Source organism: Promicromonospora sp. NFX87 (assembly GCF_048564965.1).
Taxonomy (GTDB): domain Bacteria; phylum Actinomycetota; class Actinomycetes; order Actinomycetales; family Cellulomonadaceae; genus Promicromonospora.
The window spans coordinates 433,037-446,686 of sequence record NZ_CP183413.1 but is presented as its reverse complement, the minus strand read 5'-3'; the positions used below and the strand labels follow the sequence as shown (position 1 = coordinate 446,686).

Annotated in this window: 12 protein-coding genes; 2 read left to right on the top strand and 10 right to left on the bottom strand. The window is 70.9% G+C overall.

Going from position 1 to position 13,650, the window contains the following annotated elements; genetic code table 11:
• Positions 1 to 71: 71 nt before the first annotated feature.
• Together ACNYC2_RS02180 and ACNYC2_RS02175 are read left to right on the top strand one after the other, a co-directional pair.
• Positions 72 to 1,061 carry an acetylxylan esterase gene (locus tag ACNYC2_RS02180; RefSeq protein WP_419705484.1) on the top strand — a complete coding sequence of 330 codons (990 nt, stop codon included), beginning with the start codon at positions 72 to 74 and terminating at the stop codon, positions 1,059 to 1,061.
• An 87-nt stretch (positions 1,062 to 1,148) separates the two neighbouring features.
• Positions 1,149 to 1,958 carry an acetylxylan esterase gene (locus ACNYC2_RS02175; RefSeq protein WP_419705483.1) on the top strand — a complete coding sequence of 270 codons (810 nt, stop codon included), beginning with the start codon at positions 1,149 to 1,151 and terminating at the stop codon, positions 1,956 to 1,958.
• A 34-nt stretch (positions 1,959 to 1,992) separates the two neighbouring features.
• Here ACNYC2_RS02175 and ACNYC2_RS02170 read toward each other — a convergent pair whose 3' ends face one another.
• The 10 genes from ACNYC2_RS02170 to ACNYC2_RS02125 form a co-directional block, all read right to left on the bottom strand.
• The gene (locus ACNYC2_RS02170; RefSeq protein WP_419705482.1) at positions 1,993 to 2,943 is read right to left on the bottom strand and encodes a 4-(cytidine 5'-diphospho)-2-C-methyl-D-erythritol kinase; all 951 of its coding nucleotides are present in this window, start codon (positions 2,941 to 2,943) and stop codon (positions 1,993 to 1,995) included.
• Positions 2,940 to 3,815: a 16S rRNA (adenine(1518)-N(6)/adenine(1519)-N(6))-dimethyltransferase RsmA gene (rsmA, locus tag ACNYC2_RS02165; protein WP_419705481.1), complete on the bottom strand. Its 876-nt coding sequence runs from the start codon at positions 3,813 to 3,815 to the stop codon at positions 2,940 to 2,942. Before rsmA ends, ACNYC2_RS02170 begins: the two co-directional genes overlap by 4 nt.
• A gap of 109 nt (positions 3,816 to 3,924) precedes the next feature.
• On the bottom strand, positions 3,925 to 5,259 hold the full coding sequence (locus ACNYC2_RS02160) for a ubiquitin-like domain-containing protein (protein WP_419705480.1): 1,335 nt from the start codon (positions 5,257 to 5,259) through the stop codon (positions 3,925 to 3,927).
• Between the two features lie 470 nt (positions 5,260 to 5,729).
• Positions 5,730 to 7,067 carry a G5 domain-containing protein gene (locus tag ACNYC2_RS02155; RefSeq protein ID WP_419705479.1) on the bottom strand — a complete coding sequence of 446 codons (1,338 nt, stop codon included), beginning with the start codon at positions 7,065 to 7,067 and terminating at the stop codon, positions 5,730 to 5,732.
• Between the two features lie 214 nt (positions 7,068 to 7,281).
• The gene (locus tag ACNYC2_RS02150; RefSeq protein ID WP_419705478.1) at positions 7,282 to 8,451 is read right to left on the bottom strand and encodes a ubiquitin-like domain-containing protein; all 1,170 of its coding nucleotides are present in this window, start codon (positions 8,449 to 8,451) and stop codon (positions 7,282 to 7,284) included.
• A 93-nt stretch (positions 8,452 to 8,544) separates the two neighbouring features.
• Entirely contained in the window at positions 8,545 to 9,546 is a 1,002-nt protein-coding gene (locus ACNYC2_RS02145) for a TatD family hydrolase (RefSeq protein WP_419705477.1), read from the bottom strand.
• 7 nt (positions 9,547 to 9,553) lie between these two features.
• Positions 9,554 to 11,275, bottom strand: coding sequence for a methionine--tRNA ligase (gene metG / locus ACNYC2_RS02140; protein ID WP_419705476.1), 1,722 nt, complete (start codon positions 11,273 to 11,275; stop codon positions 9,554 to 9,556).
• A gap of 116 nt (positions 11,276 to 11,391) precedes the next feature.
• Positions 11,392 to 11,793, bottom strand: a complete 402-nt coding sequence (locus tag ACNYC2_RS02135) for a hypothetical protein (RefSeq protein WP_419705475.1) — start codon at positions 11,791 to 11,793, stop codon at positions 11,392 to 11,394.
• A gap of 56 nt (positions 11,794 to 11,849) precedes the next feature.
• Positions 11,850 to 12,200 (bottom strand): hypothetical protein, encoded by a 351-nt coding sequence (locus ACNYC2_RS02130; protein WP_419705474.1) that lies wholly within the window; start codon positions 12,198 to 12,200, stop codon positions 11,850 to 11,852.
• An 84-nt stretch (positions 12,201 to 12,284) separates the two neighbouring features.
• The gene (locus ACNYC2_RS02125; protein WP_419705473.1) at positions 12,285 to 13,538 is read right to left on the bottom strand and encodes a PQQ-dependent sugar dehydrogenase; all 1,254 of its coding nucleotides are present in this window, start codon (positions 13,536 to 13,538) and stop codon (positions 12,285 to 12,287) included.
• Between the last annotated feature and the right edge of the window lie 112 nt (positions 13,539 to 13,650).

Sequence of the window (13,650 nt, the reverse complement as noted above, 5' to 3'; positions counted from 1 at the left end):
ACCGTCGACGGCGATCGTGCCCGCCGACTCCGCCGTCGGCCCCGCTGACGACTACGCCGAGGAGCATCCACGTGGCCCAGTTCGACATGCCGCTGTCCGATCTCGAGAGGTATCTCCCCGAGGTGGACGAGCCCGCCGACTTCGACGAGTTCTGGTCGACGACCCTGGCCGAGGCGCGCACGTTCGACGAGGCGCCGCAGGTGGAGCGCATCGACGTCGGGCTCACCGAGGTGGTGGTCGACGACGTGACGTTCCCCGGCTTCGGCGGGCATCCCGTCAAGGCGTGGCTCACGCGCCCCGCGCACGCGGACGGCGACCTGCCCGTGGTGGTCGAGTACGAGGGCTACGGCGGTGGGCGGGGCCTGCCGCACGAGAAGATCCACTGGGCCGCCGCCGGCTATGCGCACCTGCGCATGGACACGCGCGGGCAGGGCTCTGGCTGGGGCGCGGGCGGGGCGACGCCGGACCCGGTGGGCTCCGGCCCCGCGACCCCGGGGTTCATGACCCGCGGCGTGCTCGACCCGTACGAGCACTACTACCGCCGCGTCTTCACCGACGGTGCGCGGGCCGTCGACGCCGTGCGCGCGATCCCCGGTCTGGACCCGCTGCGGGTGGCGGTGAGCGGCGGGAGCCAGGGCGGCGGCATCAGTCTCGCGGTGGCCGGGCTGGTGCCCGACGTCGTCGCCGCGATGCCCGACGTGCCGTTCCTGACCCACTACCGCCGCGCGGTGTCGATCACTGACTCGTTCCCGTACGGCGAGATCACGAAGTACCTGTCCGTATACCGCGACCCGGAGGTCGAGGCGCAGGTCTGGCGCACCTTCTCCTATCTGGACGGGGTGTCGTTCTCCCGTCGGGCCCGCGCGGCATGCCTGTTCTCGGTGGCGCTCATGGATGCCACCTGCCCGCCGTCCACGGTGTACGCGGCGTTCAACAACTGGGCGCCCGACCAGGCCGAACCGGTGGTCAAGGAGATGGATGTCTACCCGTACAACAACCACGAGGGCGGCGGGGACTACCGGTTCCCGCGCAAGCTCTCGTGGCTGGGCAAGATCATCTGACGGGAGGCCCGGGCATAGACCGGAAATTTGCCTGTCGCGCCCGGGCGGTAGGCTCCGCAGCGCACGTTCATCCCCGGAGGTTTCCCCGTGCCTGACTACGACCTGCCGCTCGTCGCGGTGGCGCCGGCAGCGCCGCCGGCCACCGACGAGCCCGTGAACTTCGACGCGTTCTGGTTGCAGACGCTCGCCGCGCACCGCGACATCGAGGTCGCGCCGGTGCTGTCGGCTGCCTCCGCCCGGGCCCGGGACCTCACGGTCGACGCAGTGACGTTCGCCGGGTTCGAGGGATACCCCGTGCCGGGTCGGCTCATCACCCCGACCGGCGCCGGCAGCACGCTGCCCGGCCTGGTCGAGCTGCGGCCCGCCGACCGGACGGCGGACCGGGACCTCGAGTGGCTCGCGTCGGGCGGGTTCGCGCACCTCGTGGTCGAGCTGCCTCCGGACGACCTCGACGACCCGTACAACCGCGTCGTCTTCACCGACGCCGTGCGGGCGGTGCAGGCGCTGCGGACCCTCCCGAGCGTGGACCCGTCACGGGTCGCGGTGCTGGGCAGCGGTCCGGTGGCGGCGGCAGTGGTCGCGGCGGCAGGGCTGCTCCCCGACCTGGCCTGCGCGATGGTCGAGGGCGACATCCCCGCGGCGCACAAGGACTCGCTCGTCGCGTTCGCCCGGCGGGCGAGCACACCGCTCCAGCTCACCCAGGGCGCCGGCGCGCAGGTCCTGCTGGAGGAGTGGGGCATCAACGCCGCGCAGGCGCTGGCCGCGATGACGGGCTCCGTCGAGCGGGTGGTCGAGTGCGTGCTGACCACCGAGAGCAGCACGGTGGCGCGCCGCACGCGCTGGATCACGGCGCACACGCACCTGACGAACGTCTTCGTCCCCCAGATCGCCTACTGACCTCCCCGCCGAGGTAGGACCAGGGCGCGGCGGGTCAGCGGGTGATCGAGGTGACGATCTGCGTGCCCGGCGCGGGGCCGCTCGCGCACCAGACGGCGTCCACGACGTCGGCCGCCGTCCACGCGGCGCCCAGCGCCAGCGCGTGCTGCCGGGAGCGCCCCAGCGCGGCGACCGTGGGCCCGGACCCGGACACGATCACGCCCAGCGCCCCCGACTCGGTGGCGACGTCCAGCACCTCGGCGAGCTCGGGCCGCAGATCCAGCGCCGGCGCCTGCAGGTCGTTGTGCAGCGCCTTGCCGAGCGCCACGGGGTCCCCGGCCCGGAGCGCGTGCATCAGCTCGGTGTCGTCGGCGGGCGCGACGGTGGGCGTCGACGGGCCGGCCAGCTCGTCGAACCGCCGGAACACGCTGGGCGTCGACAGACCGACGCGCTGCGTGCCGAAGCACCAGTGGAACTCCCCGCGGGTCATCGCCGGTGTCAGCAGGTCACCCCGCCCCGTGCCGACGGCGGTGTGCCCCAGGAGCGAGAACGGCACGTCCGCGCCGAGCTCGGCGGCGATCTCCACCAGCTCGGAGCGCGGCACCCCGGCCTCCCAGAGCGTGTCGCAGGCCAGGAGCGCGGCAGCGGCGTCGGCGGATCCGCCGGCCATGCCCCCCGCGACCGGCACGCCCTTGGTGATGTGCAGCGCGACGTCGGCCGCGAGCCCCGTGCGGTCGGCGAGCAGCGCGGCCGCCCGCCAGGCGAGGTTCGTCTCGTCGGTGGGGACGTCGTCCGCCTGCGGGCCGGAGACGGTCAGCGAGATGCCGGCTCCAGGCGGAGCCAGCGTGGCCGTGACCTCCTCGAACAGGGTCACCGCCTGGAAGATGGTCGCCAGCGGGTGGTAGCCGTCGCTCCCGACCGGTCCGACGCGCAACGCGAGGTTGACCTTCCCGGGTGCACGAACCCGGACCGACGGCGGCGGTGCCGCGCTCAGACGCCCGCTCACTCGTCCCCCTCCGCCGACTGAGGCGTACCCAGCTGTTCAGCGATGCGCGCGAACTGCTCGACCACCAGCGTCTCCCCCCGCGCGCTCGGGTCGACACCCGCTGCACGGAGCGCCGCCTCCGCGGCGACGCCCGAGCCGAACAGCCCGGACAGCGCGGCCCGCAGGGTCTTGCGGCGCTGCGCGAACGCGGCATCGACGACCTTGAAGACCCGTTCGCGCGGCGCGGTGGTCGACGGCGGCTCCCGGCGCTCGAGGTACACGAGCGCGGAGTCGACGTTCGGGGCGGGCCAGAAGACGTTGCGGCCGATGGTCCCCGCGCGGCGGGCCGACGCGTACCAGGCGGCCTTCACCGACGGGATGCCGTAGATCTTGGAGCCCGGCACGGCGGCGATCCGGTCGGCCACCTCCGCCTGGACCATCACGAGCACGCGCTCCAGCGAGTCGAACCGCTCCAGCATCGTGAGCAGCACGGGGACCGCCACGTTGTACGGGAGGTTCGCCACGAGCGCCGTCGGCGGGGCACCGGGCAGGGTGGTGACGTCCAGCGCGTCGGAGAGCACCACCTCGAAGTCGGCGTCCGGGAACCGGTCCCGCACGGTCTCGGCGATCTGCCCGGCCAGGAGCCGGTCGATCTCGATGGCCACCACGGAGGCGCCGGCCTCGACCAGGCCGAGAGTCAGGGAGCCCAGCCCGGGCCCGACCTCGACCACGCGCTCGCCGGGCTCGAGCCCGGCGATCCGCACGATCTTGCGCACCGTGCCGCCGTCATGCAAGAAGTTCTGGCCCAGCGTCTTCGTGGGCCGGACGCCCAAACGCCCTGCCAGGTCGCGGATCTCCGCGGGACCGAGCAGGGCGTTTGAGGTTTCGTTCATGCAGGGGAGCCTATCTGGAGCGTTCGTGCGGAGCGCACTCGGAGGTGGGACGCAGCGAAGCAAGTCCCGCTGGAGAGGGCGCGCAGCACGAGAGCGACCTAGGGCTGGATCAGTACCAACCCACCGACTCCGAGTGGCCCCACGCACCGCACGGCGTGCCGTAGCGGTCCGCGATGTAGCCGAGACCCCACTCGATCTGCGTGGCCGGGTTGGTCGCCCAGTCCGCACCCGCGGAGGCCATCTTGTCGCCCGGCAGCGCCTGCGCGATGCCGTAGGCGCCCGACGACGGGTTGGCCGCCAGGTGGTTCCAGCCGGACTCGCGCTCCCACAGGAGGTCGAGGCAGGTCCACTCCTCGCCGGTCCAGCCACGGGCGGCGGCCATCTGCTGGCCGATCTCCCTGGCAGAGCCCGCAGGCACCGGGTCGCTCGACCCGCTGGGCGGGTCGACCTTGGCGGAGGTCTCCTCGACGGGGCGCTCCTTGGTGCCCTCGACGACGACGCGGTCGACCGGCTTCTTCGTGACCTCGTTGGAGAGCTCCTTGCGGGACACGATCTCGCCGTCGACCATGCGCACCAGGAGGACGCGGGTGCGCACACCCTGCTCGCCCTCGGCCCGGACCAGGTTGTCCTCGTCCTCGTAGCGGTCGTCGTCCTGGACGGTCCTGGTGTCGAAGTCCAGGTTGGCCTTCCTGGTGATCTTCTTGCTCTCGACACGCTGCACCTGGATGGCGACGTCGGCGCCCGACTCCTGGGCGGACCTCGCGTCCTTGGCGGCGATAGCCTTGTCCTGCGCCAGGGCGGCCACCGGGGCGATGCTCACGAGGTCGTCCTTGTCGAGCTCGACCTCGAGGCCGTCGAGCACCTCGTCGACGCTCGCCGAGTGGTCCTCGACCACACGGGTGGTGCCGTCGGCGACGACCGCGACGGGGCCGTCGTCGTTCAGGCGGAGCGGGAGCGAGGCGCGGTCGCCGGAGCGGGACGCCACCAGTGCGACGTCGCCGCCGCGCTCGGCGAGGGTCGTCAGCGCCTCTCCCGCGTCGGTGACGGTGACCCACACGTCGCGCTCCGCGTCGCCGTCGGTCATGGTGACCTGGCGGGCGTAGCGGACGACTACCTGGTCGCCGTCGGAAAGCTTGGCATCGGTTCCGGGGGCGACGACGTCGCGCTCGCCCAGGCGGACACCCTGCGACTCGAGCATGCCCGCGACGGAACCGGCGTAGGTGGTGATGGTCTTGGTGGTGCCGTCGACGTCCAACGTGACGGTCTTCTGTACCTCGGCGAAGGCGACCGAACCGGACGCGACGATCGCGACGGCCGAGAGGCCGGCGATCAGCGGCCAACGACGGCGGTGCTTCGAGGGGGTGTCCTGAGGTGCTACAGCCTCGGACTCTGAGTTGATGCTGGGGATGGAGCCAGAACTCTGCTGCTCAAAACGGGGGTTCACTCGTGTCCAGTCGTCGGACGTCCCGGGCACGGGCGGCGAGGCGGGCATCCCGTTTGGGGCGAGATTCCCTACCACGAAGCGGCCGAACAGGCCCTGCGGCTCTTACGAGCCGTCGCGGTCTCGACCGGCCGATCCGGCGGTCTCACACTGCCCGCGAGGTTCCGCGTCCAGTGCCGCCCTGCCACCACTGGAGTGCCGTGGCCTACACCACGTGACACCCCCGCGCCAGCGAGGACAACCGAAAGTAACTGATTTGTTACCGCTCGGCCAACCATCTTTGTGGGTTGCAACTGTGTTGTCGGTCACTCGTTCAGGACAAGCGTCCAACTCGTGGGAGGCCCCGAACGGGGCCCGCAGGAGGGGCCGCGACCGGGCGGACAGTGGATCTCCGCAGGCCAGGACAGGCGCGGAGGCCGTGGGGCGACGCCGACACGGCCGCCGCCCCGCGCCCTCCGCGGCCTCTCCGGCCGCTAGTCGGAATCAGACGTCGAATCGGGCTTCGGCTCGGAATCCGGTTCGGGTTCCGGCTTCGGCTCGGGCTCCGATCCGGACTTCGAGTCCGGCCTAGAGTCCGACTTCGAGTCGGACCTCGTGTCGGACTTCGACTTGGGCTTCGGTTCCGGCTTGGGCTTGGGGCGCTCCTTGGTGCCGTACACGATCACCTTGTCCACGGGCGTCCGCGCGACCCAGCTGTTCACCTTCTCCTTGCTCACGACCTTGCCGTCGATCCGGGTGACGTCCCAGGCCGTCACCCGCTTGCCGTCGGCGCCCTCGGACGCCAGGTACGGACCCAGGTCCGCGTAGTGGCCCGGATCGGTCGTGGTCACCGTCTTGTACGGAATCCTGCTGGCGACCTCCTCGATCGTGGCCTTGACCTCCTTGACGAGGACGGTCACCACCGGCTCGCTCTGCCCGCGCACGTCCCGGTGCAGGACGGATACCCGGTCGTCGCTGTCGACGGCGGCATCCTGGGCCGCGAGCAGCTCGTCGAGCCGCACGGAGCCGTCGGCCACCCGCCGCACCTCCCCGCCGATCGCCAGGTGCACGGGACCGTCGACGTCGAGCTGCATCGGGAGCGTCACCCGGCCCTCGGCCCGCGTCGGGACCAGGACCACCGTGCCGTCTCCTCGCGCGAGCTGGGTCAGCGCCTCGTCGGCGTCGAGTGCCGTCACCCATGTGCTCCGCTGCCCGCCGTCGGCCCACACGTCGACCTCGTGGCCGTAGCGCACGACCACCGTGCCGCCGTCGCGCAGCGCGGCGTCGAGGCCGGGCGTCACGGCGTCCCGCCCGGTGACCTCGACCCCCTGGTCGGTCAGCAGGTCGGCGACGTCACCCTCGAAGGTCTCGACGGAGGTGACCTCGCCGCCGACGTCGAGCGTGACGGTCTTGTGGGCCGCCCCGTAGACCGCGACGCCACCGGCGCCGACCAGGGCGACGGTGACGACGCCCACGAGGACCGCTACCCCGCGGCGACGCCTGGGCGGCCCGGGTACCGGCGGTGGTGGAGGCGGCGGAGGAGCCGTCGCGACCCCTGCGCCGTCGGTCGCCACTACCGGCATCGGGCCGGAAGGGTGGCCGGGCGGAAGGGTGTCCATCACCTCGGAGCGGGTGTTGGCAATGTCCGCGACGGTCATTCCCGCGGGAAATACCTCGTCCGCCGGCGGCGCCGGGCCGAATTGCGCCGAACCGAAGAAAGGCGAGTCGGAGAAGGGCGCGTCGAAAAGATCGGTGACGCCGGCGTCGCCGTCGGCCTCAGAATTGGTGAATTGTTGTCCGGGGCTGCCCTGAGCCGGATGCGGAGATGTCACGCGAGTCCAGTCCTCGAGCGGTCCGGGCACGGAAGACGAGACGGCGCGCCTCCCACGCAGCTCCCGCGCGAGGCACGAGCCCGGCCGACCGATCCGGCGGTCCCTGAGACGGTAACTCCGCCGTTACCGAATGCAAGCCGAAAGCGGCAATACGTTCAGCAAAGGGTCCGGAACGCCAAGCAATATCCCAAATGTCGCTTGGGAAGAACGCGGATCAGTACCAGCCGATCTCGACCGAATGCGCCCATGCGCCGCACGGTGTTCCGTAACGCCCGGATATGTAACCGAGGCCCCACTCGATCTGGGTGGCCGGGTTGGTCAGCCAGTCGCTGCCGACCGTGGCCATCTTGGAGCCCGGGTTCGCCTGTGCGATGCCGTACGCGCTGCTGCTGGGGTTGTCGGCGTTCCAGCGCCAGCCGCTCTCCTTCTGCCAGAGCTGGTCCAGGCACGAGAACTCGTCGGCGCCCCAGCCGCGCTCGGCCGCCATCGCCTGACCCAGCGCCCGGGCGGAGCCGGGATCGACGGGGGCGGTGGCGACGTCCATGGTCCCCACCACGAGCTCCTCGTTCACCGGCTTCCGGGTGACCTTGCGCTCGACCTCCGTGCGCTCGACGACGGCGCCGCCCACGGTCTTCACCGCATACGTCACCCTGACCTCGCCGGCCACGCCCGCGGTGCGGATCGACTCGTAGCCTTCCGGAAGGCTCGGGTCCTCGATCGTCTCGGTCTCGAACGGGAGCACCTCGGTCACCGTGCGCGACGACGAGGCGTCGCGGCTGACCATGACGACCATCCCGTCGACCGCCGCGGCGTCGGGCGGCACTGAGGTGACGTCGCCGTCGGACAGCGTGATACCCGCCTCACGGAACAGGCCGCGGACCGTCGACTGGGTGGTGTGGAACTCGAGCACCGAGCCGTCCACGGCGATGTTGACCTGCTTGACCGTGGAGAACCGGACCGGGTCGCGGTCCAGCCGCGCGGTACGGGAGGCGGTGGCGAGCGCACCGTCACCGCGCGGCCCCAGCGCCGCCAGCAGCTCGCCGACGGTGCCCGCGGTGGTGCGCAGCGTCATGACCTGGCCGTCGAGCTCGACGGTGACCTCACGGCTGGTCCGGACCACCACCGTGCCGCCCTGGGCGACGCCTGCGGTGGCGGCAGGCTGTACGACGTCGTCCCGCCCGAGCCGGATGTGCTGCGACGCGAGGGCCTCACCGACGGTGTCCCCGTAGACGCCCACGGTGTGGAGCTCGCCGTTGTAGTCGATGGTCAGGACGTTCGCGTTGGCGACGTAGACGCCGGTCACAGCGACGAGCGTGCCGACGACGGCACCACGGACCACCCAGCGGGCCGCTCTGCTCGCGAGCCACGGCCGTGCGTACCTCACCACGAGCACCAGACCGTAACGGAACAATCTCTCCGGGAAAAGCCGTGCGGGTATGAAATGAAATACCGCATTCTTCGTCTCAGCGCGCCATTCTCACCAATTGCCGTAGACCCGCTCCGAGTTCGCGGTTATGGCGGTGCACAACGTGCCGAGGTCCTCTTCGAGATGAGCCGCCATCGCCCGGACCGTGTGGGCCGCCGCGAAGGGGGCGTTCGGCTGTCCCCGGAACGGGTGCGGCGTGAGGTAGGGGGCGTCGGTCTCCAGCAGGATCAGCTCCCGCGGCGCCGCCGTCAGGGCGTCCCGCAGGTGGTGGTTCGCCTTGAACGTGACCGGTCCGGCGAACGAGAGGTACCAGCCGTTCTCGGCGCAGACGCGGGCCATTTCGGCGTCGCCGCTGAAGCAGTGGAAGACGGTGCGCTCGGGGGCGCCGTCGGCCAGCAGGACCTCGATGACCTGGGCGTGCGCGTCCCGGTCGTGGATCTGCAGGGCGAGACCCAGCTCCTTGGCCAGGGCGATGTGCGCGCGGAAGCTCGCCCGCTGAGCCTGTTCGCCACGCGGGCCCGTGCGGAACAGGTCCATGCCCGTCTCGCCGATCGCGCGGATGCGGTGGTTGCCCTTGGCCAGGTCGGCGATCTCCGCGACGGCGTCGTCGAGGCTCACCGCATGGTGCTCCTCGACCTCGGGGGTCAGCCCGTCCGGTCCCACCTCGAGCACCCCGGCGTGCAGGGTCGCCTCGTTCGGATGGATGGCGACCGCCCCCACCACCCTGGCCTGTTGAGTGCTGGCTTTTCGCCCTGTCTCAGGCGCTGAAAGGGGCGAAGATCCAGCACTCAACGAGGTCAGGAGGTCGGCAGTCCAGCGCGCCGACGGGAGGTCGCAGCCCACCTGGACCACCCGGTCCACGCCGGCACGCGCCGCGCGGGCCAGGTGGTCGGCCACGCTCGGCGGCCAGGCCTGGCCCGCCGGCTCGCCGTCCGGCGCCGTCTCGGCGAGGACGGCACCGATGTGGTCGAGGTGGGTGTGGTTGTCCACGACGGGTACGGGCAGCGGCTCCGGATCGGCCGGAAATCCGCGCTCCCGCGTGCGCTTCGCCATCTTCGGGTCAGTCCACCGACCCCGCGCCGAACCGCTCGCGGTACCCCTCCAGGTCCTCGTCGCTGATCTTGGCGAACAGCACCGGGGGCACGGTGAAGCTGGCCCCGGCGGGCACAGCGGAGAGCGCGGCCGCCGCCTCGGGGGTCACCCAGGCCGCGGTGTCGTCGTCCAGAGCGAAGACCCCGCGCAGCGTCGCCGCGCTCGCCGGGATGAACGGCTCGGAGACCACGGCGTACAGGTGGATCAGGTTCATCGCGGTACGCAGGGTCACGGCGGCGGCGTCCTCGTCCGTCTTGACCTGCTTCCACGGCTCCTTCTCGACCAGGTACGCGTTGCCGGCCGACCAGAGCGCCCGCAGGGCGTTGGCGGCCTTGCGGTACTGCAGGGCCTCCATGTTCTCCTCGAGCTCGGTCAGGAGGCGCGTGACCTCTGCCCCGAGCTTCGCCTCGGCCTCACCGGGCTCACCGCCGGTGGGGACGGTGTTCCCGAACCGCTTGGCGGAGAACGTCAGGACCCGGTTCACGAAGTTGCCGAGCGTGTCGGCCAGGTCCTTGTTCACCGTCCCGGCGAAGTGCTCCCACGTGAACGAGGAGTCGTCGGACTCCGGCGCGTTCGCGATCAGGAAGTACCGCCAGTAGTCGGCCGGCAGGATCTCCAGGGCGGCGTCGGTGAAGACGCCACGCTGCTGCGACGTCGAGAACTTGCCGCCGTAGTACGTCAGCCAGCTGAAGCCCTTGACGTAGTCGACCATCTTCCACGGCTCGCGGACGCCGAGCTGCGTCGCCGGGAACATCACCGTGTGGAACGGGACGTTGTCCTTGGCCATGAACTGCGTGTAGCGGACGTCGGCGGCCTCGTACCACCAGGACTTCCAGTCCCGGGTCTCGCCGTCGGCAGCGGCGTCCGCCCACTCCTTGGTGGCGCCGATGTACTCGATCGGGGCGTCGAACCAGACGTAGAAGACCTTGCCGTCGGCGGCGAGCTCCGGCCAGGTGTCGGCCGGGACGGGGACGCCCCACTCCAGGTCGCGCGTGATCGCACGGTCGTGCAGACCCTCGGCGAGCCACTTGCGCGCGATCGACGTCGACAGCAGCGGCCACTCCTTGCTGTTCTCGTCGATCCACGCCTCGACCTCGCCCTGCAGCTTCGACTGGAGCAGGAACAGGTGCGTCGTCTCGCGCACCTCGAGATCGGTGGAGCCGCTGATCGCCGAACGCGGGTTGATCAGGTCGGTCGGGTCCAGCACGCGGGTGCAGTTCTCGCACTGGTCGCCACGCGCCTTGTCGTAGCCGCAGTGCGGGCAGGTGCCCTCGACGTAGCGGTCGGGCAGGAACCGGCCGTCGACCGGCGAGTACACCTGCCGGATGGCGCGCTCCTCGATGAACCCGTTCTCGTGCAGACGCCGCGCGAAGTGCTGTGTGATCTCGGCGTTCTGCGGCGACGAGCTGCGGCCGAAGTAGTCGAACGTCAGGCCGAAACCGTCGTAGATCTCCTTCTGCGTCTCGTGCGCCCCGGCGCAGAACTCGGCGACGGGCTGTCCGGCCTTCGCGGCGGCGAGCTCCGCGGGCGTGCCGTGCTCGTCGGTGGCGCAGATGTACAGCACGTCGTGGCCGCGTTGCCGCAGGTACCGGGCGTAGACGTCGGCCGGGAGCATCGACCCGACCATGTTCCCCAGGTGCTTGATGCCGTTGATGTACGGAAGCGCACTGGTGACAAGGTGGCGAGCCATCGCTGGATGCTCCAATTCGTAAGGACGGGAAAACTGCTCTCCAATCCTAGAGCCACGGACCCAGCGGAATACGCCGGTGGCTGTGGTCCCTGGATCACTCCGCCGGGTGGCGGCAGTCAGCGGACGACGGCGGGGTCGATCTCGTCGGCCCAGTCGAGGAAGTGCTCGACGATCGAGAGCCGCCGGGTCTCGCCCACCTCGTACATATCGAACTCGGTGAGACGTCTGGATTCCACCGCCCGAAACCGGTCTGCGAGCATCGCTCGGTCGAAAGGCAGCGCCTCCTGCTTGTCACCGATCGCAAGAACCTCGTCACGAGAGAACCGTCCCGAACGCACTACCGCGTCGATGTCTATGTAGTCACGCACCTCTCCCCGGGACCACAGCGCACTCATCTTTCCGGCGACTGCGTCCCGGACGTCCAGGACCGGCCCGACCTCGAACCTCGCCGGCGCGAACTCCCGGTAGTTCACCCCGATCTGGATGGAACTCGTCTGCTGCGTAGCACCGTCAGTCACGCTGAAGTCCGCGAAGGTCCGGCCGATCAGGTTGTCGTGCACGGACAAGCCCGCGTTCAGGAACGCCGCCCGAAGCCCTCCGGGAACTTCTGCTCCCAGATCTTCCGGCACCTGACCGGCAGGTTCAACGACGGCCAGAGCCTCCGCAGCACCTGTCGGTCCAGGAACTTCACCTGGTCAGGAACGAATCCTGATCGCACGACCCTCGTGTACAGGTTCCACAGCCGATCGGGATCGCTCAGGTCATACGTCGGGCTCAGGCTCGTGTCGATGTGCGGACCGACGGTCACCACACCCGACGTCGGCCCCCGCAGGTCGTCGAGCGAGTCCGGGGTGACGTACGGGATGTGGTCGGCGTAGACGTAGCCGCGCGGCACCGTCCGGTACGCACCGGGTTCTGCGGACATCCTGTTCACCCCTTCCGGGCTCGACTCGACGATGCTTCGAGCCTACGACGCGGCTCGCTCGCGCCATCCAGGCTATCCACACCCCTAGTCGTCTGCAACTGTGCACTCGCACGGCGTCAGCGTGACCCGCAGCAGCCTGTCGTCGACCACCCGGCCGTCCTCCGTCGTCGGCTCGCCCCTGCCGTCGGTGTTGTTCGTCAGCACGTAGAGCGCGCCGTCGGGCCCCGCGTGGACCGCCCTGAGCCGGCCGAACTCCCCCTCCAGCAGCGCCTGCGGCTCCCCGAACCCGGGGCTCTCGCCGTCCGCCACCGCCGACGCGTCCCCGAGCAGCGGCACGCGCCACAGGCGCTCGCCCCGCAGGCCGGCCAGGTACACGGCCTCCCCGGTGACGGCGATGCCCGACGGCGAGGCCTCCGACGTCGGCCACCAGGCCACCGGGTCGATGAACCCGGCCTCGTCGCCCGGGCCCTCGACCTCGGGCCAGCCGTAGTTGCCGCCGGGCTCGATGACGTTCAGCTCGTCGAGCTCGTCCTGGCCGAACTCACCGGCGAACATCCGCCCGCTGGGGTCCCAGCCGAGGCCCTGCACGTTGCGGTGGCCCATCGACCACACCGGCGAGCCCGCGTCCGGGTTGCCGGGTGTGGGCTCGCCGTCGGGCGTGATGCGCAGGATCTTGCCGGCCAGCGACTCCGGGTCCTGCGCGTTGGCGGGGTCACCGGCGTCGCCCGTCGCGACGTACAGGTAGCCGTCCGGCCCGAGCGCTATCCGGCCGCCGTTGTGGTTCGAGGCCTTGGGGATGCCGTCGAGGACGGTCGTGAGGTCGCGCAGGACTCCGCTGTCAAGGTCCAGCTCGGCCCGTAGCACGGCGTTGTCCGTCTCCCCCGTGCGGTACAGGAAGACGGTGATCACCGGACCGGCGTCCTCCGGGTCCACGGCCACGCCCAGGAGCCCGCCCTCGCCGTCGGCCACGGTCTGGTCGGCGAGCTCCTGCGCTCCCCCGGACCCGGCGAGCGGCTCGACGTCGCCGGTCGGGTGCACCACAGCGAGCGTCGCGTCGTCCCGCATGGTGACGAGAAATCGTCCACCAGGCAGCGGCGCGAGGCCCCACGGAACCGGAAGCTCCTCCGCGATGACCTCGACGTCGGCAGTCACCTGCCCGTCCCAGGCGTCCGCGCCTGACGGTGTCGCGCCCGACGGCGCCGCGCTCGCCGAGGCGGTGGGGCTCGGCGACACGACCCCCGGTTCGGGCGCACCGGTACACCCCACGAGCAGCAGCGCCACCCCCGCGACGACCAGGCGCGACGCAGAGCTGGCAGCAGAACGAGCGACGAGATCCACGCCCCCATCCAAGCACCGCACGAGGACGAATGGTCGGCAGAATGTCAGGTGATCGGCATTCCGAGGTGCCGATCATGTGACGAACTACCGATCACTCGCCGTTCCCGTCACT